This window comes from Fodinibius sp. SL11, assembly GCF_052060035.1.
Classification (GTDB): domain Bacteria; phylum Bacteroidota; class Rhodothermia; order Balneolales; family Balneolaceae; genus Fodinibius.
Map to the genome: position 1 here is coordinate 59,840 of NZ_JBPOEA010000006.1, position 21,813 is coordinate 81,652.

General features: G+C 42.1%; 16 protein-coding genes. 9 read left to right on the forward strand and 7 right to left on the reverse strand.

The window, feature by feature from the left end; all coding sequences use genetic code 11:
• The first annotated feature begins 96 nt into the window (after window positions 1-96).
• The 8 genes from ACQ76V_RS09280 to ACQ76V_RS09315 all read left to right on the forward strand — a co-directional run bounded on the left by ACQ76V_RS09280 (window position 97) and on the right by ACQ76V_RS09315 (window position 10,966).
• Window positions 97-2,361, forward strand: a complete 2,265-nt coding sequence (locus ACQ76V_RS09280; protein WP_441000213.1) for an ATP-dependent helicase — start codon at window positions 97-99, stop codon at window positions 2,359-2,361.
• A gap of 34 nt (window positions 2,362-2,395) precedes the next feature.
• Window positions 2,396-3,961, forward strand: coding sequence for a DUF5723 family protein (locus ACQ76V_RS09285; protein ID WP_441000214.1), 1,566 nt, complete (start codon window positions 2,396-2,398; stop codon window positions 3,959-3,961).
• Between the two features lie 163 nt (window positions 3,962-4,124).
• Window positions 4,125-6,659, forward strand: coding sequence for an endopeptidase La (gene lon / locus ACQ76V_RS09290; protein WP_441000215.1), 2,535 nt, complete (start codon window positions 4,125-4,127; stop codon window positions 6,657-6,659).
• A gap of 93 nt (window positions 6,660-6,752) precedes the next feature.
• On the forward strand, window positions 6,753-7,682 hold the full coding sequence (gene rsgA, locus ACQ76V_RS09295) for a ribosome small subunit-dependent GTPase A (protein WP_441000216.1): 930 nt from the start codon (window positions 6,753-6,755) through the stop codon (window positions 7,680-7,682).
• A gap of 81 nt (window positions 7,683-7,763) precedes the next feature.
• Complete coding sequence (locus ACQ76V_RS09300; RefSeq protein WP_441000217.1) at window positions 7,764-8,876, forward strand: DUF6588 family protein; 1,113 nt, start codon at window positions 7,764-7,766, stop codon at window positions 8,874-8,876.
• Window positions 8,877-8,953: 77 nt separating this feature from the next.
• Window positions 8,954-9,577 (forward strand): trimeric intracellular cation channel family protein, encoded by a 624-nt coding sequence (locus ACQ76V_RS09305; RefSeq protein ID WP_441000218.1) that lies wholly within the window; start codon window positions 8,954-8,956, stop codon window positions 9,575-9,577.
• Between the two features lie 62 nt (window positions 9,578-9,639).
• A complete protein-coding gene (locus tag ACQ76V_RS09310) occupies window positions 9,640-10,029 on the forward strand; it encodes a DUF2914 domain-containing protein (RefSeq protein ID WP_441000219.1) in 390 nt (129 codons plus the stop codon).
• Between the two features lie 67 nt (window positions 10,030-10,096).
• On the forward strand, window positions 10,097-10,966 hold the full coding sequence (locus ACQ76V_RS09315; RefSeq protein WP_441000220.1) for an NAD(P)-dependent oxidoreductase: 870 nt from the start codon (window positions 10,097-10,099) through the stop codon (window positions 10,964-10,966).
• Between the two features lie 12 nt (window positions 10,967-10,978).
• Here ACQ76V_RS09315 and polA read toward each other — a convergent pair whose 3' ends face one another.
• Window positions 10,979-13,759, reverse strand: a complete 2,781-nt coding sequence (polA, locus tag ACQ76V_RS09320; RefSeq protein WP_441000221.1) for a DNA polymerase I — start codon at window positions 13,757-13,759, stop codon at window positions 10,979-10,981.
• A gap of 128 nt (window positions 13,760-13,887) precedes the next feature.
• On the opposite strand from polA, the gene ACQ76V_RS09325 reads away from it, so the two are divergent.
• Window positions 13,888-15,039, forward strand: a complete 1,152-nt coding sequence (locus ACQ76V_RS09325; protein ID WP_441000222.1) for a PP2C family protein-serine/threonine phosphatase — start codon at window positions 13,888-13,890, stop codon at window positions 15,037-15,039.
• Window positions 15,040-15,085: 46 nt separating this feature from the next.
• Here ACQ76V_RS09325 and tkt read toward each other — a convergent pair whose 3' ends face one another.
• The 6 genes from tkt to ACQ76V_RS09355 all read right to left on the reverse strand — a co-directional run bounded on the left by tkt (window position 15,086) and on the right by ACQ76V_RS09355 (window position 21,561).
• Window positions 15,086-17,095: a transketolase gene (tkt, locus tag ACQ76V_RS09330; protein ID WP_441000223.1), complete on the reverse strand. Its 2,010-nt coding sequence runs from the start codon at window positions 17,093-17,095 to the stop codon at window positions 15,086-15,088.
• Between the two features lie 146 nt (window positions 17,096-17,241).
• Window positions 17,242-18,264 carry a tetratricopeptide repeat protein gene (locus ACQ76V_RS09335; RefSeq protein ID WP_441000224.1) on the reverse strand — a complete coding sequence of 341 codons (1,023 nt, stop codon included), beginning with the start codon at window positions 18,262-18,264 and terminating at the stop codon, window positions 17,242-17,244.
• A gap of 202 nt (window positions 18,265-18,466) precedes the next feature.
• Window positions 18,467-19,171: a TIGR00730 family Rossman fold protein gene (locus tag ACQ76V_RS09340; protein ID WP_441000225.1), complete on the reverse strand. Its 705-nt coding sequence runs from the start codon at window positions 19,169-19,171 to the stop codon at window positions 18,467-18,469.
• Window positions 19,172-19,180: 9 nt separating this feature from the next.
• On the reverse strand, window positions 19,181-19,765 hold the full coding sequence (locus ACQ76V_RS09345; protein WP_441000226.1) for a DUF5683 domain-containing protein: 585 nt from the start codon (window positions 19,763-19,765) through the stop codon (window positions 19,181-19,183).
• A 46-nt stretch (window positions 19,766-19,811) separates the two neighbouring features.
• Window positions 19,812-20,747: a ParB/RepB/Spo0J family partition protein gene (locus tag ACQ76V_RS09350; RefSeq protein ID WP_441000227.1), complete on the reverse strand. Its 936-nt coding sequence runs from the start codon at window positions 20,745-20,747 to the stop codon at window positions 19,812-19,814.
• Between the two features lie 13 nt (window positions 20,748-20,760).
• Window positions 20,761-21,561 carry a ParA family protein gene (locus ACQ76V_RS09355; RefSeq protein WP_441000228.1) on the reverse strand — a complete coding sequence of 267 codons (801 nt, stop codon included), beginning with the start codon at window positions 21,559-21,561 and terminating at the stop codon, window positions 20,761-20,763.
• Window positions 21,562-21,813: the final 252 nt, after the last annotated feature.

The following is a 21,813-nucleotide window of genomic DNA, read 5'->3' on the forward strand; positions in this document are numbered from 1 at the left end:
ACCGATTACAAGTTTTTGGTTAACTATCGTTGATGAGAACTTATGATAATTAGCTCAATTCTCATTGTCAGCGTTCTATAAAATTTAGATTTATTTATGCCGAAGGAACCGAATTTTATTCACGATTTAAATGAGCAGCAAAAGCGTGCCGTACGTCACGGCGAAGGGCCCCTGTTAATTGTAGCCGGGGCCGGCAGCGGAAAGACGCGTGTACTCACCTATCGCATTGCGTACCTGATCCACCAAAACATGGCGGCGCCCAACGAAATACTGGCACTCACTTTTACTAATAAGGCCGCCAAAGAGATGCAGGAACGTATTGGACACCTTATTGGTGATGAAGCCAACCGTCTTTGGATGGGCACTTTTCACTCCGTTTTTTCCAAGATCCTGCGTTATGAAGCTGAAAAAATTGGCTTTAACTCTGATTACTCGATTTACGATACCGAAGACTCTAAGAATGCGATCAAACAGATTTTGCGGGAAAACAATTATGACCCCAAGGAGATCAAGCCTCGCATTCTGCAACGACGCATCAGCGATGCCAAAAACGAACTTATCAATCCGGACCATTACAACGAAAAGTTTGTCCACAGTACGTTGGATGACATCACGGCCCGCATCTACAAAATTTACGTGGAGCGGCTGAAGCACAACAACGCTATGGATTTTGACGATCTGCTCATCAAGCCGATTGAGCTGTTTAACGAGCATCCTGACACGTTAGAAAAATACCAGGATCGCTTTAAGTATATCATGATCGATGAGTATCAGGATACAAATCATGCCCAGTATACAGTAACAAATATGCTGGCCGACAAGTACGAAAACCTCTGTGTTGTGGGCGATGATGCCCAGTCGATCTATTCGTTTCGCGGGGCCGATATCCAAAATATTCTGGATTTTAAAAGCGATTACGAAGACGCCGTCGAGATTCCGTTGGAACAGAATTATCGTTCCACCAAAGCCATTTTGAAAGCTGCGGACTCCATCATCAAAAAGAACAGTAAGCAGCTGGATAAGACGCTGTGGACAGACAATGACATGGGCGATACCATCACAGTACTCGATAACTATGATGAGCGTGATGAGGCAAATCGGGTGGCAAACTACATCCAGGATTTAAAAATGCGAAAGGGATATGATTATAATGACTTTGCCATTCTATATCGCACCAATTACCAAAGTCGCGTTTTTGAGGAAACGTTTCGTCGTAAAGGGATTACCTATCAGCTGGTAGGTGGACTTTCATTCTATCAGCGAAAAGAAATTAAAGATGTTCTGGCATACTTGACATTGCTCATCAATCCCGACGATGACACGAATTTAATGCGAATTATTAACGAACCATCTCGGGGCATTGGCCAAAAATCACTGTCTGATTTGATGAATCGTACCCGACAAACAGGACAATCGCTTTGGCGTATTCTTGAAAATGTAGAAGCGGCTGACTTGTATAAGCCGGCCGAAAACAGTGTGAAAGATTTTGTGCGAATGATTAACGGCTTAAAGCAGGAGTTAGCTAACGGCACCAGCTTGGTGGAGGTCACTAAACAACTACTGGATGAGTCGGGGTATATGAAATCACTTGTGGAGGAGAATTCGCCTAAATCGATGACACGGCGCGAAAATATCCTCGAGCTTCAAAACGCCATCTCTTACTTTGAGAAAAATAATAACAACGCCACGCTCAGCTCTTTTCTGCAAGAAATTAGTCTGATCACAGATACGGATAAATACGATGAGGACAAGCCGGCCGTTACCATGATGACCGTACACGCGGCAAAAGGTCTTGAATTTCCTGTCGTTTTTATTGTGGGATTAGAAGAGGAGCTCTTCCCCGTTGGCAGTCGCAATAACGAAGATGTCAATATTGAGGAAGAACGCCGCCTGTTTTATGTGGCTATTACCCGTGCCGAAAAAGAGCTGTATTTCAGTCACTGCCGCAGCAGATACAAATATGGGGAAGAACAGCGCAAAACGAGGTCGCGATTTCTCGATGAGGTAAGTTCTGATGTGGTACGCACCGAAACAGGATCATCTATCAGCCAGAATAAAAACAGGTTTTCCGATAACAAAAACGGAAAAGGTGCTAATAATGGGGACACTAAGGTAGAATATGACTGGAAGAAACCGCTGTATGATAAAAACAATCGCTCATCCCATACACAGATTCACTACGATAATCCCGATGAGGACCCGTTCCAGGTTGGAGCCAAGGTCGTCCATAATGTTTTTGGACCGGGAAAAATCATAAGTCGAAGCGGTCAGGGAGAAAGAACCAAAGTTGTTGTATTTTTTAAGGAACGCGGACGCAAAACACTGATGCTCCGTGCAGCAAAAATGCAGGTTGTCGGATAATAATAGCTTTAACACCGGCACATAGGTTCAGTACATGGAAAAGATAATTTTTAACGGTTTGTTATTTAGATCTGCGAATAAAATAGCTGCAGGAATTCTGCTATTCGTTATTTGCAGTATTTTTACCCCCTTACAGGCACAGCCGGTGCTTAATGCCCAAAATACAGCCCTTGGTAGTGGAGGCACCGCATACCTTTCCGGCAATGAAGCATTGTTTTGGAATCCGGCAAACCTGGCTATCAACGAGCGCCATGGTACTATCCATATTAATTTGGGGCACACAGGTATTTTATACGAACCTGTACTTTCTTCGGATGTAGCTGGTGACCAGTTTTTCAACTTTACCGATACCTATTTTCCCTATAAGCCAAGTGCAGTAGCTATTACGCCAACGCAGCGTCAAACAATCCTCGATGAAAATTATCCGCGGAGTAAATTAGTTTCTCAACATCAAACACGATCTGATGTTATGTTGGGAGGAGTTTCATGGTACCGCGGCAATGAAACGTTTTCTATTGCTGCCAGAGTACGCTACTCTTCTCGTATAGAAGTTGGTAGAGGCTGGTATTCTGATGAGTATATTCAGCAAGGAAACCAACAGTTTCGGGACTTCACTCTTGATCAGCATATTAGCAAAAACTTAGAAATTGCATTGGGGTATAGTAGAGAGTTTACCTTCTTAGAAGGATTATTTGCTCGCTTAAGTAAATTATACGTAGGGTTTTCGCCCAAATTTATAATTGCGGGACCCCGTTTTAGTGCTATTCATCATGGCCGGCAACAACGTTCTGATGAGGGTGCTCAATCCCAATACATTACCAATTTTTCCTATCAGTCCTCCGGTGAGTATACGCAGATGACTAGAGACTACCTATCTACCGGAAATCCACTTTTAGCCACCCAGAATAATTTGAATAAAAAGTTCAATTTTGATCCAACCGGTTATGGTGCAGCTATCGATTTTGGGCTAACCTATTTTATTCCCATTGGCAGTAATCTCAATATTATAGAACAAGATCCGGAAAAATCGGTAGTCGGTAAATCCCTCCGGATATCGGTCTCGTTTAATGATATTGGAATGATTCGATACACCGAGCAACCGCTTTCTTTGTCTGCTCCCGATGATACCCTGCAAATTGGTCGGGAATTTCCCAAGCAATCGATGTTTATTGGGTCAGGAGGCCAATATCTTACATATTTTGATGAAGCTTCGCAGCTTAGCAACCCCTTCGAAAGAGCTCGAAATCCCAATGAAAATTCATTTTCTACTTTAACGCCGGCTTCGCTCAACGGTGGTATACTGCTGGATCTGGAAAGGGTTAAATTTATGGGCGACCTTACCCTGGGATTGAATAATACAGCTCTAACTAATACGAAGTTAGCTCTTCATATGGGGATGGAGATTCGTCCAGTTAAACAGATTCCCCTGCGAATGGGAACCAGATTGGCAGCCGGACTGCCTGCACACGTTGGAATAGGCACCGGCTATGAAAGTCGATATTGGGATTTTAACATAGGCACTCAAATCATTTTTCGCTCTCAAACCTTTACCACAGAATTTGTAGGCGGAGCATTTGCAGGCCTACAGCTTCACCTTTGATTGAGTACATTTCTGTCAAGCTGTCAAGGTCATTCTTAAATCCGAGTTCAAGTTGCTATTTTGCCAGTAAATATGACTAATTGGTAGTTTGTATAAAGTTGGCTCTTTATTTGCACAACTGTAATACAACAATAAAAAATATAGATCTTAAATAATTGAATATATGAAGAACATCTTCGATAACATGGCCAATTTTGAAGATATTCAGGATCAATTTGATGATTTTGAACAGGCTATTCCCTTGATGTCCGAAGAGGAAGAAAAGGAATTGACCCAATCAGAGGTGCCTGACGAACTTCCGATTTTACCGCTCAAAAATACCGTCTTATTTCCCGGTGTTGTGGTACCTATTACCGTGGGGCGCGATCGATCCCTTAAATTGGTAAAAGAAGCTTACGAATCTGACAAAACCATCGGGGTTGTCAGCCAAAAAGATGAAGAAGATGAAGATCCCGATGAACAGGATCTTTATCAGGTGGGCACAGTCGCACAAATCCTTAAGCTGATCAAAATGCCGGATGGCAGCAAGAGCATCGTCATTCAGGGAAAAACAACCTTTAAAATAGAAGAGTTTTTACAGAAAGATCCCTATTTCAAGGCAACAGTTGAGCCCTTTCGGCAGGATATGGATATTGAAGGCGTAGAACTTGATGCCTCGATCCGATCGGTTAAAGAAACAGCTCAAAAAATTGTAAATCTTTCTCCAAATATTCCATCGGAAGCTTCTGTTGCAATAAACAATATTAATAGTCCTAATTTTCTGCTGAACTTTATTTCCTCGAACCTGAATGTTTCTACTTCTGATAAACAGGAAGTGCTCGAAATTCGAAAATTTTCGGAGCGGATGAAACGAGTCATGGAGTTTCTCAATAAAGAACTCCAGGTTCTGAATCTAAGTGAGGAAATCCGTACGAAAGTAAAGTCTGATATTGATGAGCAGCAGCGCGACTTTTACTTACGGCAGCAAATGAAAGCCATTCAGGAAGCGCTGGGCGAAGACGGTGAACAACAAGAAATTGCTTCATTACGCAAACGTGCCAAAGAAAAAAATCTCCCTGAGGAAGCGCAAGAGACCGTCGAAAAAGAGTTGAAACGACTTGAACGCACGCCTAATTCATCCCCGAACCATGGAGTCATCCATAATTATATCGAATGGATTTTAGACTTGCCTTGGGAAAAATACTCCGACGACAATCTTGACCTGGAAAATGCTCAGGAAGTGCTCGATGATGACCACTATGGACTGGACAAGGTTAAGAAACGTATCGTTGAGTATTTGGCGGTTCTAAAGCTCAAGAAAAATATGAAAGCGCCAATTCTCTGTTTCTACGGGCCTCCGGGTGTTGGTAAAACCTCGCTTGGAAAATCTATTGCTCGAGCATTAAATCGTAAGTTCGAGCGATTTAGTCTTGGCGGTATTCACGATGAAGCTGAAATACGTGGACACCGTCGTACGTATATTGGTGCACTTCCGGGCCGGATTTTACGTTCAATGAAAAAAGCAGGTACGGGAAATCCAGTAATTATGCTGGATGAAATTGACAAGGTGGGTTCTGACTACAGAGGTGACCCCACCTCTGCCCTGCTCGAGGTTCTTGATCCAGAACAAAACGACAGTTTTGCGGATAATTACCTCGAACTGGAGTATGATCTTTCGAATGTACTGTTTATTGCAACTGCAAACTCGCTTGATACTATCCCTGCTCCGCTGCGCGATCGTATGGAGATTATCAACATAAGCGGATATACGCTGCAGGAAAAAACTCAGATTGCCAAAGAGCATCTGATGCCTAAGCAAATTGAGGAAAATGGTCTGACCGAGGACCAGATAGAAATTAAAGATGAGGCCATTGAACAAATCATCGAAAAATATACTCGTGAATCAGGGGTCCGATCGCTCGAACGTGAAATTGGATCGGTATGCCGCGGTGTAGCTGCAAAAATTGCTAAGGGCGAAGAAGGCAAACACACTGTTGAAGCGGATGACCTGCAAGAGTATTTAGGCAAGCGCAAATACTTCTCAGAAGTCGCAGAGCGTACCAAAGTACCGGGCGTAGCTACAGGCTTAGCTTGGACCCCTTACGGTGGAGATATTCTCTTTATTGAGGCCAGTGTATCTAAAGGAAGCGGCAAGTTACATATTACCGGGCAACTGGGCGATGTGATGAAAGAGTCGGCCATGCTGGCAATGTCGTACCTTAAAGCTCATTCGGATGAATTGAATATACCTGAAGAAGCCTTTAAATACTGGGATCTTCATATTCACGTTCCTAAAGGCGCCGTTCCAAAAGACGGGCCCTCGGCCGGCGTATCTATTTTCTCGGCCGTAGCCTCTATCTTTACCCAGCGTAAAGTGAAAGGAACGCTGGCTATGACCGGCGAAATCACTCTGCGCGGACTTGTTCTGCCCGTAGGTGGCATCAAAGAAAAAGTATTGGCCGCTAAACGTGCCGGTATTGAAAAGGTTCTGTTGCCTAAAAAGAATGAAAAAGATGTTGCTGAAATTGAAGAAGATGTCCTCGGTGATCTCAAAGTGGAATACCTCGAACGTATGGATCCCCTGTTGGATATTGTGCTTGAAAAAGAACAGGTGCGCGACCCTGCAGAGCGCTTCAAAGTCAGTGAAACTCACAAAAATAAAACCAGTGAGAATTCTGAATCTTCTGATTCTACCGAAGAAACAATTGTAATGGACTAACAGGAACTACCTGCACCGAAAAAGTCGCCTCGATTTATCGGGGCGACTTTTTTATTTTAGTGATGTCTTAATTTCAAACTAAAGTCGTAAAATTTGCCCAAAGAAGGACGTATTGTAGAATCTACCGGACGATGGTATAAAGTTTCCTATGATGAAGACAGTGAAATACAGACCATCAATTGTCGACTTCCCGGTCGGTTTCGGCTTAAAGATCACGCATTGACGAATCCTATCGCTGTTGGTGATCTTGTAGAATTCGAAATTAATGATGATGGTTCGGGAAGCATTGAAAAAATAAAAGACCGTAAAAATTACCTGATCCGGCAATCTACCCATCATCAAAAAGAGCACCAGATACTGGCCGCTAATATTGATCGTGCTTACGTGGTTCAATCCGTCAAAATGCCCCGAATGAAGCAGGGATTTTTTGATCGTTTTCTGGTGACCTGCGAGGCCTATCAAATTCCTGCCTCGATCATCATTAACAAAATGGATCTGTCTGATGAGAATGCGCAAGCGTATGTCGATTCTATTGCTGAATTATACGATTCGCTGGGATATCCCGTCCTAAAAACCAGCATTAAAGACGAGGAATCTCTTAATCGACTTAAAGAAGATCTTCGAGATAATACCTCAGTTTTAATTGGTCCCTCGGGCGTAGGTAAAACAAGCCTCCTCAATGCTATCGATCCCAATATCAATCGCAAAGTCGGCGAAATCTCTACTTTTAATGAGAAGGGAAAACACACCACCACTTTTGCTAAACTCCTGCCCTTGCAAATTGGAGGCTATATTGTTGATACTCCCGGCATTAAGGAATTTGGGTTGGTCAATATTGAACCGTGGGAGCTTTCGCTCTTCTTTCCAGAGATGTTAGAGCCGCGCCGCAATTGCAAATTTAATAACTGTACCCATGCTCACGAACCCGGGTGTGGAGTTATTGAGGCTTTTAGAGAAGGCCAGATAGACGCTGACAGGTACGATTCCTACCTTAATATCCTCGATTCTCTGCAAGAGGATTAATAATTAGAGAGTTAGCTTCAAATTTTTTAGTATTGCAATAGTTTACGGATGGTTAAAAAATATAAATCAAACATTAGGGATATGAAATTACGATACCGTTTTATCACTGTTATACTACTATTTGGCTTTTTCACCTTCAACGCTGCTCCCACATTTGGACAGATTGGCGATATTGGAGATATATTGCAATCAGGTCGCGAAGATGCCAATACACTCGCACGCGCTTACCTTGAACCTTTCGGTTCCGGCTTTGGCGCTTCGCTCAACACCGGTTGGACCAACACGGCCGAAACACACGGCAAGTTTGGTTTTGATGTCACGGTAAGTTCAGGATTAGCTATCGTACCCGACGGTGCAAAATCATTTAATGTTAACGAACTTGGGCTTCAACAGTTAGAATTGGAAGGTAGTAATCCCAATTCCCCCACTATTAATGGAGCAGATGAATCCGGTTCCTTGCTTGCTGCTTATGAAGAAGTTAATGGCAACCGGGAAAAGCTTTTAGAGTTTAACATGCCCGAAGGATCTGGTTTCGGTTATGTGCCCGCTCCCATGATCAAAGCCGGTGTTGGTCTTGTCAAAGATACCGAATTAATGCTTCGTTATACCCCTAAAACCAAGATTGGGGATTTTGGTAATTTTAACCTCTTTGGTGTCGGTGCAAAACACGGTATCAATCAATGGCTACCCGGCGGCAAGATGCTTCCTGTGAATCTCTCCGTGATGTTTGGATACACCAACATGGAGGTAGGCTCTGATTTGGATCTGACAGCCAATGATGTAATTGATGATCCTAATAGAACGGAAAACCCCTATAATGCTTCGCAATGGGAGGGACAAACTATTGAACTAAACACGGACGCTTGGACAATTAATGCTTTAGTAGGAAAAAGTTTACCAATTATCTCTGTATATGGTGGTGTGGGATACGAGGCCTCCACTTTTAGTATTACAACGCCCGGCTCCTATCCCACTGTTGTTCCCAACGAAGCTTTTCAAAGCGACCCCCAAAATAATGAACCTTTAATAGTTGATGCTGTTGATGAACCCATTGACGTTTCTATTGATGGTGATAACGGATTTCGGGCACTGGCAGGATTTCGGCTGAAATTTACGGTCCTACATATTTCAGGCTCTTATACGCTCTCTAATTATTCCAGTTATAATTTAGGAGTGGGCATTAGCTTCAGATAAACACGAATTGAAAAATCATATAGTCAAAGGGAGTTCATTTGAACTCCCTTTTTTGTTTTAGATAAACAAGTGAAAACATGTTAGAATCAGTCGACATTCTTTACCTTCTGGATCTTTTGGGGGTAGCTGTTTTTGCAATATCCGGGGCCCTTGCAGCCGGTCGTAAAAGCCTTGATCTGCTTGGCGTAGTCATCATTGCCGTGGTTACAGCTGTAGGTGGGGGTACAACCAGAGATTTACTTTTAGATCGTCATCCGATTTTTTGGATTGGCGACCCAACCTATTTGCTGGTCATAATAATTGCTTCCCTTATAACCATTTGGTACACGCAGTACAACAATCCACCAGAAAAAGCTCTCCTAATTGCTGATGCACTTGGGTTAGCCGTATTTACCATTTTAGGAGCCCAAATTACTCAGGAAGTGGTATCCAATAAAGTAATAATCGTGATCATGGCAGCCATTACCGGCACGGTTGGAGGGTTAATTCGTGACGTTTTGAGTAACGAAATCCCACTAATTTTAAAGCGCGATATCTATGCCACCGCTGCACTGGCAGGAGCTACCGCTTATCTATTACTCCAACTAACAGCCTTTGACACAACCCTCAATATCATTCTTGGAATGTTAATTGTTATTGGGTTACGCCTTGCAGCCATTCAGTGGGATCTCCATTTACCACGATTTAAGTTGAAAGAATAAGTTGTTGATTAATATTTTTGTGACAATATTACTTTAGCATTAGTAAAATAATGGGAGGTAATATGATGAAACTACAAATATTTTCACTTTTCTTTCTTTTGTTCGTATTTGCAAGCACAACGTATGCTCAAAACATTCAAATCACTCAAATCGATTTTGCCACATCAATAGAAGACCGTGAACCAGTCGGTATTGACACCGCCTTTACTGCTGATGTTGGCACCATTTACTGTTTTACCCGCATACAAGGTATCTCTGATACTACTCAGATTACACATGAATGGTATTACAAACAGGAAGAAAAAGCACTTGTCAACTTAACAGTAGCCTCGGATGACTGGCGGACATGGAGTTCAAAAAAAATATTACAAAGCTGGACTGGTCCCTGGCGTGTTATTGTTTTAGGGCCCGAAGGTAATGTACTGGCTACTAAAAATTTTGCCGTTAAATAAATCTGTTTGGGAATGATCTATCCCCTATTAGTTGTTTTAGGGTGTAATTCCAAAAAAATAAAATATAATGAATGTAGGTTTTTACGGACTTGGAATAATGGGCAGCCGCATGGCCCAACACATATTATCAACGGATGCCCAGCTAACAGTCTTTAATCGAACAATTTCGAAGGCGGAACCCCTAAAAGAACAAGGAGCTCTTGTAGCCAACTCTCCCAAAGACCTTGCCGCCAGTTCAGATATTCTTTTTACCATGCTTTCAACACCCGATGCTGTTAGAGATGCCGCTCTTGGGGGTGAAGGCTTTCTTTCATGGATGAAAGATGGCACGCTTTGGATAGATTGTAGTACCGTAAATCCCTCCTTTTCCAGAGAGATGCAGAAAGAAGCTGAACATTATGGAATTCGCTTCATGGATGCTCCCGTTGCTGGATCAACTGCTCCCGCTGAAGCCGGAGAACTCTTGTTTTTAGTTGGAGGGAAAAACGCGGATATCGAAGAAGCTCAGCCTTTTTTTGAAGCAATGGGTAAGAAAACTATTCATGCCGGAAATGTAGGTCAAGGTGCGTCTCTGAAAATGGTATTTAACCTATTGCTTGGAGAAGCAATGGCCACGTTCTCCGAAGGAATGAATTTAGGCCAATCACTGGGTCTCTCCAAAGATATGTTGATGGAAGCACTGATAGGTGCTCCGGTCGTGGCCCCTTTTATAACGGGCAAAAAAGAAAAAATCGAAGAAAACGAATACAAGCCCGAGTTTCCTTTAAAATGGATGCACAAAGACCTTCATCTGGCCACTAAAAGCGGCTATGAAAGCGGAGCTACCTTGCCTACTGGCAATGTAATCAAAGAACTATATGCGCTGGCTCAACGAGAAGGACTTTCCAATCAGGATTTCTCCGCAATTTATTCGATAATTACCGATGAAAAGAAATAGATTATACTTGTGTTAGTGAGCTTCCAGCCAGTTATCAGCTAATCCCATATCAACTTTTAATGGGCAGGCCAGCTCATAAGCAGATTCCATCAGTTCTTTCAATTTTTGGGGAGCGGTATCTGCCTCATCTTCCGGCACTTCAAAAATAAGTTCATCATGTACTTGCAGCAGCATCCGTGTTTGCAGCTCATTTGTTTCCAGGTACTGCTGAATATCGATCATCGCCTGTTTTATAATATCAGCTGCTGTACCCTGTATAGGCATATTTATAGCTGTTCTCTCAGCAAACGAACGGCGATTCCAGTTACTTGCATTTATATCAGAAATATACCTTCGGCGTCCCAGCAACGTCTTTACGTAGCCATGTTCTTTGGCGAAAGCTTTCGTTTCGTTGATGTATTCTAAAATTCCGGGAAAACGTTCGAAATACTGATCAATCATTTCCTTTCCCTCATCATTGCTAATGCCTAATCTATTGGCCAACCCATAAGCACTAACGCCATAGGGAATCCCAAAATTAACTTCTTTTGCTTTTCGGCGGTAATCAGATGTAACATCGTCCAGTGAGTCCAACCCAAAAATTTCTTTTGCCGTACGGGAGTGAATATCCTCGTCATTTTTAAAGGCCTGAATCATATTTTCATCCTCAGACATCGAAGCAATAACCCGTAATTCAACCTGTGAATAATCAGTTGATAATAACTTAAAGCCCTCATCGGCAATAAAAGCCTTGCGAATCTCCCTTCCGCGTTTAGTACGAATTGGGATATTCTGCAAATTTGGATTCGAGGATGAAAGACGCCCCGTTGCGGCTATATGCTGATTAAAGTCAGTATGGATGCGTCCCGTTTCTTCATTGATCAATTTTGGCAGGGCATCCACATAGGTTGATTTTAGCTTACTAAGTGCCCGATATTCCAGAATAAGATCGGGCATTTCATAATCCTTCGCTAACTTCTTAAGCACAGATTCTGCCGTAGAGTACTGTCCTGTTTTGGTTTTTTTACCGGCAGGCAGTCCCATCTTGTCAAACATCACTTCCCCCAGCTGCTTTGGAGAATTGATATTGAATTCCGTGCCCGCCTTCTCGTAAATTTTTTGTTCAAGTTCTAACAAATCATCGCGCAACGAGGCCGACAGTTCCTCAAGCATCTCTTTATCCAACAGGATACCATTCATCTCCATCTTCGCAAGCACTTCAATGAGTGGAAATTCCAATTGTTCAGCAATATCATCGAGCTCATCATCAGCCAACTTATCACTCAGCACTTCATATAGTCGTAAAGTAATATCGGCATCTTCACTAGCATACACGCGAATTTCTTCCGGATCAAACTCATCCATCGACTTTTGTTTGCGTCCACTGCCAATCAAATCCGTAATAGGAATGGGCTCATAGTTGAGATATTTCTCAGCCAGTGTATCCATCTTAAGTTTTTGATCCGCATCGATGAGATAGGCCGCAAGCATCGTATCAAATGCTTTACCCTGTATCTCCAAACCGGCCCGACGAAGCATCATATAGTCGAACTTATAGTTGTGGGCAATTTTACGGGTGGTTGGATCCGTAAAAATAGGGCTCAAAATTTCTAAAACCTCTTTTTCATCCATACCCTGTTCCCCATTCAACGGCACATAATAAGCAACACCGGGCGTAGCAGAAAGAGCAATACCCACGAGGGAGTTTTGCATTGGATCAACGCCATCCGTTTCGGTATCAAAACAGAATGTATTCTGCCCGCTGAATTGATCTACCAGTTCTTCAAGTTCTTCTTTAGAATTTACCAAGTCATAGGTGACAACCTCTTCATCATAACGTTCAAGCGGTGATACTTCCTCGGTCTCATCATCGGCCAGAAACAGATCACCCTGATTTTTATTTCCAGAATCAGGTTTCTTATCCGCCGACCTAACAATCTCTTCGCCCAGATACTTTTTCGTAAGCGTTCTGAACTCCATTCGCTTAAAGAAGGCACCAAGCTTTTCGTCGTGGGCACCTTCCCAATTTAAATCTTCCCACTCTGCAGTATCGGGCACATCCGTCTTAATCTTCACCATCTCCTTAGCATGCAGGGCCTCTTCGGCGTACTCCTGTAATCCCTCGCGATGCCGTTTCGAGCTCATATTTGGTGCATCCTCAATGGCATCTTCCAAAGTACCGTATTTATTGATGAGTTTCGGAGCACCTTTCTTCCCAATGCCCTTGACCCCTGGAATGTTATCTGATTTGTCACCAAGAATAGCCAGCACATCGACGACCTTCTCTGGATAAACTCCAAAATAATCCTTGACTCCTTCTCGGTCTATCAGGTTAAATCCACCGTTTTGATTATCAGGTTTATACATGGTGATATGGTCGTGCACCAACTGCATAAAATCTTTGTCCGGCGTAACCAGAAATACATCAACATCTTCGGCGTTCGCACGATCAGCGATTGTCCCGATGATATCATCCGCCTCGTACCCATCCTGTTCAATATTTTTAATGCCGTATCCCTCTATCATCTCTTTAATCAGGGGAATGCCAATAGTGAGCTCCTCGGGTTGCGGCGGACGATTTGCTTTATAATCTTCATCCATCTCGTGCCTAAAGGTAGGCTCCTGCGTATCCCAGGCAACGGCTATATGTGTCGGTTCATGCTCCTCAAGCAACTTTTCCAGCGTGTTGGCAAATCCCAAAATGGGGCCGGTGGGAATACCTTCAGAATTCTGTAAATTACTGCTGATAAATGCGAAGTGCGAACGATAGGCCAGCGCCATACCATCCAATAAAAACAGGAGACTTTTAGACATGCTTTCAACTTAAACTTAAAGCGTTAAAATTCTTACCATGTGGTTCTTAAATTAACCGGTAAAAGGTAAAACTTTTTAGTGTGGTTTTCGAATAACAACTTGATATAAATAATCGAAACGACTTTTCCATGGGCTTAAAAAACGAAGCACAATCAGCTTTCCAAAACACAAAAAGTTTTTACAAGGAATACGTTTCGGGCATGACCCGGGAACGTATGGGGAAAGAATTTTACAAAGACACCGATAGGCTTAAACAACTTTATGCGGAAGCCATAGAAGAGAATATTGAAAAGGCTGACGATCAAACCATTCCGGGCCATTTAAAAATTATGCGCCTTTTTTCAGCCCTGACACAAAGACTAAACCCAACCCGACGTTTAGTCTTTGGATTATCGGTGGTATCATTTCTGTCCCATTATTTATTTGGATTCCTGCAGCTTACCGGCATCGTATTTTTCTATAACTTGCTGCTACCCTTTGCATTTGTTTCTATGCTGATGCTACTACTTGTTGAACTGCTGGAAAAATCTGACGTAAAACGGGAGATAGATCTTGCAAGAGAAATTCAGCTCAGCCTGTTGCCTAATACCGAACATTATCGAAAAAACCTGGAAATTGCCTGCTTTGCCAATACTGCAAAAGAAGTGGGCGGTGATTACGTAGATATTATTGAAACCGAGGGGGGTACCTATATTGTAATTGCTGATGTTTCGGGCAAAGGCCTTTCGGCTGCTTTGTATATGGTGCGTATGCAGGCTTTGGTGCATCTTATTATCGAAAAAAGTCAACCTTCTCCCAAAGAGCTTTTCCTTGAACTCAACAATTACGTAAAATCAGATATCAAGGATAAAACATTCGTTACCGCCTGTGCAGCTTTTTTTCCCAATGGAGGAGATCATTTTATTTTTGCACGCGCCGGACATAACGCACCCATCCTATTTAGCAATGAACGCGATGCAACCTTTGATTTACGATCTGACGGATTTGCACTCGGTATGACCACCTCTCAAAATATGGAAAAGCACCTACAGGAAAAGAAATTTCATTTTAAATCCGGTGACAGCATCCTTTTTTATACCGACGGACTTACCGAATCGCGCAATGAATGGGGTGAAGAATACGGCGATGAACGCCTCGACGGCATTATGAGTATCTATGGTTCACTTCACGCCAAATCCATTATCCATAAAATACACTCTTCGCTGGAAAACTTTATTGGTAATGAAGAACCCGTTGATGATGTGACTTTTACCTGTGTCCACCATACTACAAATAAATGAAGCGGTCCAACTTTAAGTCAGACCACTTCATGACTCATATCATTGATTATCCAAGCAACTTAAGGGTTTCTTCCGCCATTCGATCACTGGTTATACCATATTCCCGGAAGATATCTTCGTAAGGTGCTGAGGCCCCAAAACGATCAACTCCAATTGTCATTCCTTCTGTGCCTACCCATTCTTTCCAACCCTGGGTGGCAGCAGCTTCAATAGAGACACGAGCCAATACGTCTTTGGGCAGAACCTTTTGTTGATAAGCTTGATCCTGTTCCCTGAAAAGCTCCCAGGATGGCATGCTCACGACTCTTGCATCAACATTTTTAGCAGCAAGTTTTTCTTTTGCCTCCATTGCACGATACACTTCCGATCCACTACCCATTAAAATAGCATCAGGCTGTTGTTTGTCGGAATCAGAAAGGATATAAGCTCCTTTAGTCGTATTCTGTGCAGCATTTTCTTTCTTACGCTCAAAAGTTGGCACATTTTGACGTGTAAGTACAATCAGCGAGGGACCTTTTTTGTAATTCAAAGCAGCTTTCCAGCTCCACGCAACCTCATTCGCATCAGCAGGACGTAAGACTAATACGTTCGGCATTGCGCGCAATGATGCCAGGTGTTCTATTGGCTGGTGCGTCGGACCGTCTTCACCCAATCCAATACTATCATGGGTGAACACAAATACCGATGGAATATGCGACAGTGCCGCTATACGAATGGCCGGTCGGCAATAGTCTGAAAAAATCAGGAAAGTTCCGCCATACGGGATTACGCCCTTGTGTAGCGCCATCCCATTGAGCGCAGCTCCCATGGCATGCTCCCGCACACCAAAATGGATATTATGGCCGCTATAATCAGAAGCAGAAAAGATACCCGCATCATCAATCCAAGTCTTATTACTCCCGGTCAAATCTGCAGATCCTCCAATCATTTGTGGCACTTTTTGGGTCAATGATTGTAATACTTTTCCGGATGAGGCACGGGTAGCCATTCCTTTTACATCCGGTTCAAAAGTGGGAAGAATATCCTCAAAATCAGTAGGAAGCTCTCTATTTATTGCTTTGGTAAATGCTTCTGCTTTGTGAGGATTCTTTTCCCGAAATTGCTCAAATATATCTTGCCATTCTTCCGAAGCTTCAGCCCCTTTTTCGATTGCCCTGCGAAAATGTGTTAATGCATCATCAGGAATATGAAATTTAGCATCCGGATCCCAATTGAGATTTTCTTTCGTTTTTCTCACTTCTTCTTCTCCCAAGGGAGCTCCGTGCGAATCAGCGCTATCCTGTTTGTTAGGACTTCCAAACCCGATGTGGGTTCTACAGAGTATCAATGATGGACGTTCCGTCTCAGCCTGCGCTTTCTCAATCGCTTGCTCGACTTCTTGTCGATCATGCCCATCTACTTTGATTGTATGCCATTGAGCAGCATCAAAACGTTTTTCCACATTCTCTGTAAAAGCCAAATCAGTACTTCCATCAATAGAAATTTCGTTGTCATCATACAGGTAAATCAATTTCCCCAACTTAAGATGTCCGGCCAAAGAAGCAGCTTCCTGTGAAATACCCTCCATCAAATCTCCATCACTCACAATACCGTAGGTATAATGATCGGTCAACTGATGGTTATCCGTATTAAACTTTGCACTTAAATGTTTTTCGGCCATCGCCATTCCAACACCGGTGGCAAATCCCTGTCCCAGTGGACCTGTAGTAGTCTCAACACCCGGTGTTAATCCATACTCGGGATGTCCGGGCGTCAAACTTCCCCATTGTCGGAAATTTTTCAACTCCTCAAGGGAAAGGTGGTAGCCTGTAAGATGAAGCAAACTGTATAGCAGCATCGACCCATGGCCAGCGGATAGTACAAAACGATCCCGATTATACCAGTCAGGGTTAGAAGGATCATGTTTTAAAAATTTTGTCCATAAAACATAAGCTGCATCGGCCATACCCATAGGCATACCGGGATGGCCCGATTCTGCTGCCTGTACGGCATCAATAGAAAGAGTTCTGATCGTATTTACACATAGCTCGTCAAGTGAGGATTGTTTTGAGCTCATTGTTTAAAGAGTCTTATTTTATTTGAGGGCCAAAATTAGATGCTGAAAATAGTCAATGCTCAGCTTACTTAAAAAAAGAGTTCTACAAAAAGAAAAAGGCCTCCAAGAATGGAGGCCTTTAAAAATTCCTAACGTAAATTGGTTATTTATCCCGTCGAATTTTCACACTTAAGTTCATATTCCATCTGGTGCTCAGCGGGAGATTTAAAAGAACCATAGGCAGCATTGCCATAAGCACCACAGGCATTTTCTTTTTGTCCCAGCCCTTGATATGCCGTAGCAAGTTCAAAGTAAATTTTAGCTTTATCCGTACGTCCACCGGTTTCAAGACCAAGAGCTTCTTTCGAATGGTCTACTGCTTGTTGCCAGTCTTGTGTTTTATTGTACGCTTGAGCTAAACGATAATGAGCATCAGCAGAGCTTGAATCATACTCAAGTGCTTTATTCAACAGTTCCTTAGCACGGGAGAAGTTTTTATTCTCTGTAGCTGTTGCTCCACGATAAACCAACTCATCACGTGCAGCATTTTGTGCTCTGGAAACTATTTGGCTATCATTGGTCTTTTTAGCTACTTCAATAGCCTGATCAAACAGTTCAAGAGAACGTTCTAACTCAGTCCCATCAATTTTTTTAAGTACAATACCCTTCTGGTAATAAGCTTTTGCATAATTGGGATCATTAGCAATTACTTCATCAAGTGTTGCAAGGGCATCTTGAAAATTTTGCTGCTTATATTGGATGATGGATTTGCTATACAACAATTGATTGATTACTCCATTAGCCTGATTTGAAACTTGCGAATTACCATACTCTGCAGCAATATCCTTAGTTTCCTGAAAAGCATTGATAGTAGCATCAAGGTTTGAGAGGGTCTGGTTTTGTTTAAAGGCACGGTATTCATCGAGTGCTATCTGTCGATATACTTCGGGTAATTTCGCTTCAGCTCGATCAACGATATCCTCACCTTCTGGGCCGATTTGTTTACCAACCTCAATAGCTTTCTTAAATTGCTCAATAGCTTTCTGGTAATCACCGTTCTGAACCATCTCCCGAGCACTATTATAAGTTTGGACGGCCTCTTTTCGATCTTGTGCTTCAACGGTCTGGCCTAACCCAAAAATAAAAAGACCAAGTAAAAATACAGTTATTCTTGATTTCAACGACTTCATTGTTTGTTCGGTTTATGGTTAAATTTACAAATACGCAAATGTAATGAATTAAACGATTTATATAAATGTAAACTGAATCGTGCGTATTTTATTGTTAAAATGTTCAAAAATGACCTCTATTGGCATTAGTTACATCATATCTAATCCCTGATATCAAATTTTGTTTCAATGTATAACTATTTTTTTATAAAATTAAACCCATTTAGAAATTTGGGCTTAATGTATGTTTCTGATAGAAATCACAAATAATATCCACGGCTTTGTCTTCTTCATCCGTTAAATGAAACAGATCAATATCTTCTTCTGATATCGTTCCATTTTTGACCATCGTATCAGTAATCCAGTCAACCAATCCACTCCAATAATCTGTACCGATTAAAACGATGGGAAAAGGATTTATTTTTTTGGTTTGAATAAGTGTTAGAGCCTCGAAAAATTCATCTAAGGTTCCAAAACCACCGGGAAAAACGATAAATCCCTGGGCATACTTTACAAACATGACCTTGCGTGCAAAAAAATAGTGAAAGTTGATAATATAATCATGATCAACATAGGGATTTAATCCCTGTTCGTGGGGTAAGGTAATACCAAGTCCTACTGATTTCCCGCCCCCCTTTTGGGCCCCTTTGTTGGCGGCTTCCATAATTCCAGGTCCCCCACCGGTGATAATTCCAAATCCCCTTTCTGTCACTTTCTTGGCAGTTTGTTCGGCCATATCATAATAGGGATCACCTTCCTTCATTCTTGCAGACCCGAAAATTGAAACACACGGTCCAATTTTAAAAAGCTTATCGTAGCCCTCTACGAATTCGCCCATTATTTTAAATATACTCCAGACATCACCTTCGTGGCTATCACCGAAGTTATCGGGTACTGTAAGGTTATTGATTTCGTTTTCGCTACTCATATTACTTTTTTACTTAGCTATTAAATCAATTGACAGGGTAAGTCCCGGCATATTAGACTGTGCCATTACCGCAGGTTTTACACGTGGTCGCATACTAAGATCTTTAGAAACATCAAACGACCGCATGTGAGCAAACACATAGGCGTCAATTATATTAAGCCCATAAGCCAAAACAATCCCTACATACACGAGGTCGCGATTATTTCTAAACTTATTCCGCAAATCACGGACCTCATTTAAATTAGCATTTTCAGGAATGTACGAAGGTGTAGGACCAAATCGTAAGTCATCAGGAGTATCGGAATTCAAATTATAATACGCTGCCCGATAGTCATGATATTTCCTTGTTAAATGTACGCTATAATATCCCAATCCCCCTAAAACAGCATATACAATTGGTACCTTCCACACTTGGTTATTAACAATTTGCCCCCAACCCGGGATAATCATCGACTTATAAAGAACACTACTGGGATCAGGCAGATCTTCATTAATATTTTTAGTTGTTGTATCGTTTCTAAAATACAGATTCTGATAACGTACGTCAGTATTAGCATTAAAATTACCTGTAATATGGGAAAACGAATTTTTCAATTGTTGAGACTGCCCCAATACAGGTGTACACAAAAAAGTAGATATGCTAAGAAATAGAATCGAAAAGCTCGAGTAGGCGATCCAGTTCCTCATCCGAATAATATTCGATACGTATTTCGCCGCCATTCTTCTTGGATTTAATATTGACTTTCGTACTTAATGTACTGCGTAGCCGATTCGATATTTCTTTTAAAAAAGCACGTTCTTTATCAGTAGGCTCAGTTTGTTCAGATTCTTTTTTAGGATCCTCATTCAGTTTTCGAATTACCTTTTCCGTTTTCCGAACCGAGTATCCTTTATCAATAATTTTGTTGTAAACCTCCTCCTGATCGTCTTCATCATCGATAGAAAGAAGTGCCCGGGCATGTCCCATCGATATCTTTTGATCGCGAAGCCCTGCCTGAACAAAAGCAGGCAAATTGAGTAAACGTAACATGTTGGTTACCGTAGACCGATTTTTACCTACCCGTTCGGCTACCTCTGCCTGTGTATATCCGGCTTCTTCGACCAGTCGCTGATACCCCATCGCAACTTCAATAGGGTTTAAATCTTCGCGCTGAATATTTTCAATAAGCGCATACGAAATAATGTCATCATCATTTACCTCCCGAATATACGACGGAATTTCCTCCAGACCCGCCAGCTTTGATGCCCGAAGACGGCGTTCACCGCTGATAAGCTCAAACCGTTTTTCACCGATGTAACGTACTGTAATCGGCTGTATTAGGCCGTGAGCCTCAATCGAATTAGCAAGTTCCTCGAGACGATCTTCATTAAATTCTTTTCTGGGCTGATGCGGATTAGGCCTAATATTATCAACCGGAACATGCAAGACGATATTCACCCGCTTTTGGGGCTCCACATAGGGTGTTCCTCCATCCTGTTCTTCGCCTGATTTTTCTTGTTTCTCCTGCCCCTCTCCTTCATCATATTCAGGAAAAAAAGCTCCTAATCCTCGACCTAAAACTTTTTTCGACGCCATAGTTCATCACCTGTTAACTGCTCGCAAATACCGGACTATCTTTAAAAAGATCTTTATTGCGATGGATAATTTCGCGTGCCAATGCCAAATAATTCTTAGCCCCCATACTGGTAGAATCATAAAGTAATGCCGGTTTCCCAAAGCTGGGAGCCTCGGCAAGACGCACATTACGTTTAATGATAGCTTCAAAGACACGATCATCGAAATACTTGCGCACTTCATCTGCCACCTGATCCGAAAGTCTTGTACGGGTATCATACATCGTTAATAAGACACCCTCAATTTCAAGCTCCGTATTTAAATGCTGACGAACAATCTTAATCGTATTTAATAACTGTCCCAACCCTTCAAGGGCAAAATATTCGCATTGTACCGGAATCAACACAGAATCGGATGCCGTTAATGCATTAATAGTAAGCAATCCAAGCGAAGGCGGACAATCAATAATAATAAAATCGTACTGCTCTTTAAGTCCCGAAATAGCTTTTTCCAGAATTCGTTCCCGTTGGTCCCGATCAATCATCTCAATTTCGGCCCCAACCAAATTTATGTGCGAAGGAATTAACTCCAGAAAGGGCAATTCCGTTTCTCTGATAGCATCCGATGCATCTACTCCCCCTACCATCACTTCATAAACGGAATGCGAAACAGTTTTTGCTTCAATACCCAAACCGCTGGTAGTGTTACTTTGAGGGTCTATGTCGATGATCAATGTGGTATGCTCAATAGCAGCAAGGCTGGCAGCAAGGTTGATAGCCGTTGTTGTTTTTCCAACGCCGCCTTTTTGGTTTGCTATGGAAATTATCTTACCCATATAAACAATCTATAACAACTATTAATGTTGTAATGATTTAAAAATATAATGGGATGACTTATGGTAAACAAAAATACTTATTAACAAGTTGTTCACTTAGATATCAACATCCTTAGTTCCTTACACGCCAATGCATTACAACTATTTAGCTAAAGAAATATTTTACATGTTCCACATATTGTTTCACGGATAACACAAAGGGACCCATTTTAATAAAAAAGCCGAACATATTTTTATAATATGTTCGGCTTT

Bases quoted from the DNA above. Each gene is read 5' to 3' on its own strand.
- ACQ76V_RS09280 (WP_441000213.1), top strand. From the start codon at position 97: ATGCCGAAGGAACCGAATTTTATTCACGATTTAAATGAGCAGCAAAAG.
- ACQ76V_RS09285 (WP_441000214.1), top strand. From the start codon at position 2,396: ATGGAAAAGATAATTTTTAACGGTTTGTTATTTAGATCTGCGAATAAA.
- lon (WP_441000215.1), top strand. From the start codon at position 4,125: ATGAAGAACATCTTCGATAACATGGCCAATTTTGAAGATATTCAGGAT.
- ACQ76V_RS09300 (WP_441000217.1), top strand. From the start codon at position 7,764: ATGAAATTACGATACCGTTTTATCACTGTTATACTACTATTTGGCTTT.
- ACQ76V_RS09305 (WP_441000218.1), top strand. From the start codon at position 8,954: ATGTTAGAATCAGTCGACATTCTTTACCTTCTGGATCTTTTGGGGGTA.
- ACQ76V_RS09310 (WP_441000219.1), top strand. From the start codon at position 9,640: ATGATGAAACTACAAATATTTTCACTTTTCTTTCTTTTGTTCGTATTT.
- ACQ76V_RS09315 (WP_441000220.1), top strand. From the start codon at position 10,097: ATGAATGTAGGTTTTTACGGACTTGGAATAATGGGCAGCCGCATGGCC.
- polA (WP_441000221.1), bottom strand. From the start codon at position 13,759: ATGTCTAAAAGTCTCCTGTTTTTATTGGATGGTATGGCGCTGGCCTAT.
- ACQ76V_RS09325 (WP_441000222.1), top strand. From the start codon at position 13,888: ATGGGCTTAAAAAACGAAGCACAATCAGCTTTCCAAAACACAAAAAGT.
- tkt (WP_441000223.1), bottom strand. From the start codon at position 17,095: ATGAGCTCAAAACAATCCTCACTTGACGAGCTATGTGTAAATACGATC.
- ACQ76V_RS09335 (WP_441000224.1), bottom strand. From the start codon at position 18,264: ATGAAGTCGTTGAAATCAAGAATAACTGTATTTTTACTTGGTCTTTTT.
- ACQ76V_RS09340 (WP_441000225.1), bottom strand. From the start codon at position 19,171: ATGAGTAGCGAAAACGAAATCAATAACCTTACAGTACCCGATAACTTC.
- ACQ76V_RS09350 (WP_441000227.1), bottom strand. From the start codon at position 20,747: ATGGCGTCGAAAAAAGTTTTAGGTCGAGGATTAGGAGCTTTTTTTCCT.
- ACQ76V_RS09355 (WP_441000228.1), bottom strand. From the start codon at position 21,561: ATGGGTAAGATAATTTCCATAGCAAACCAAAAAGGCGGCGTTGGAAAA.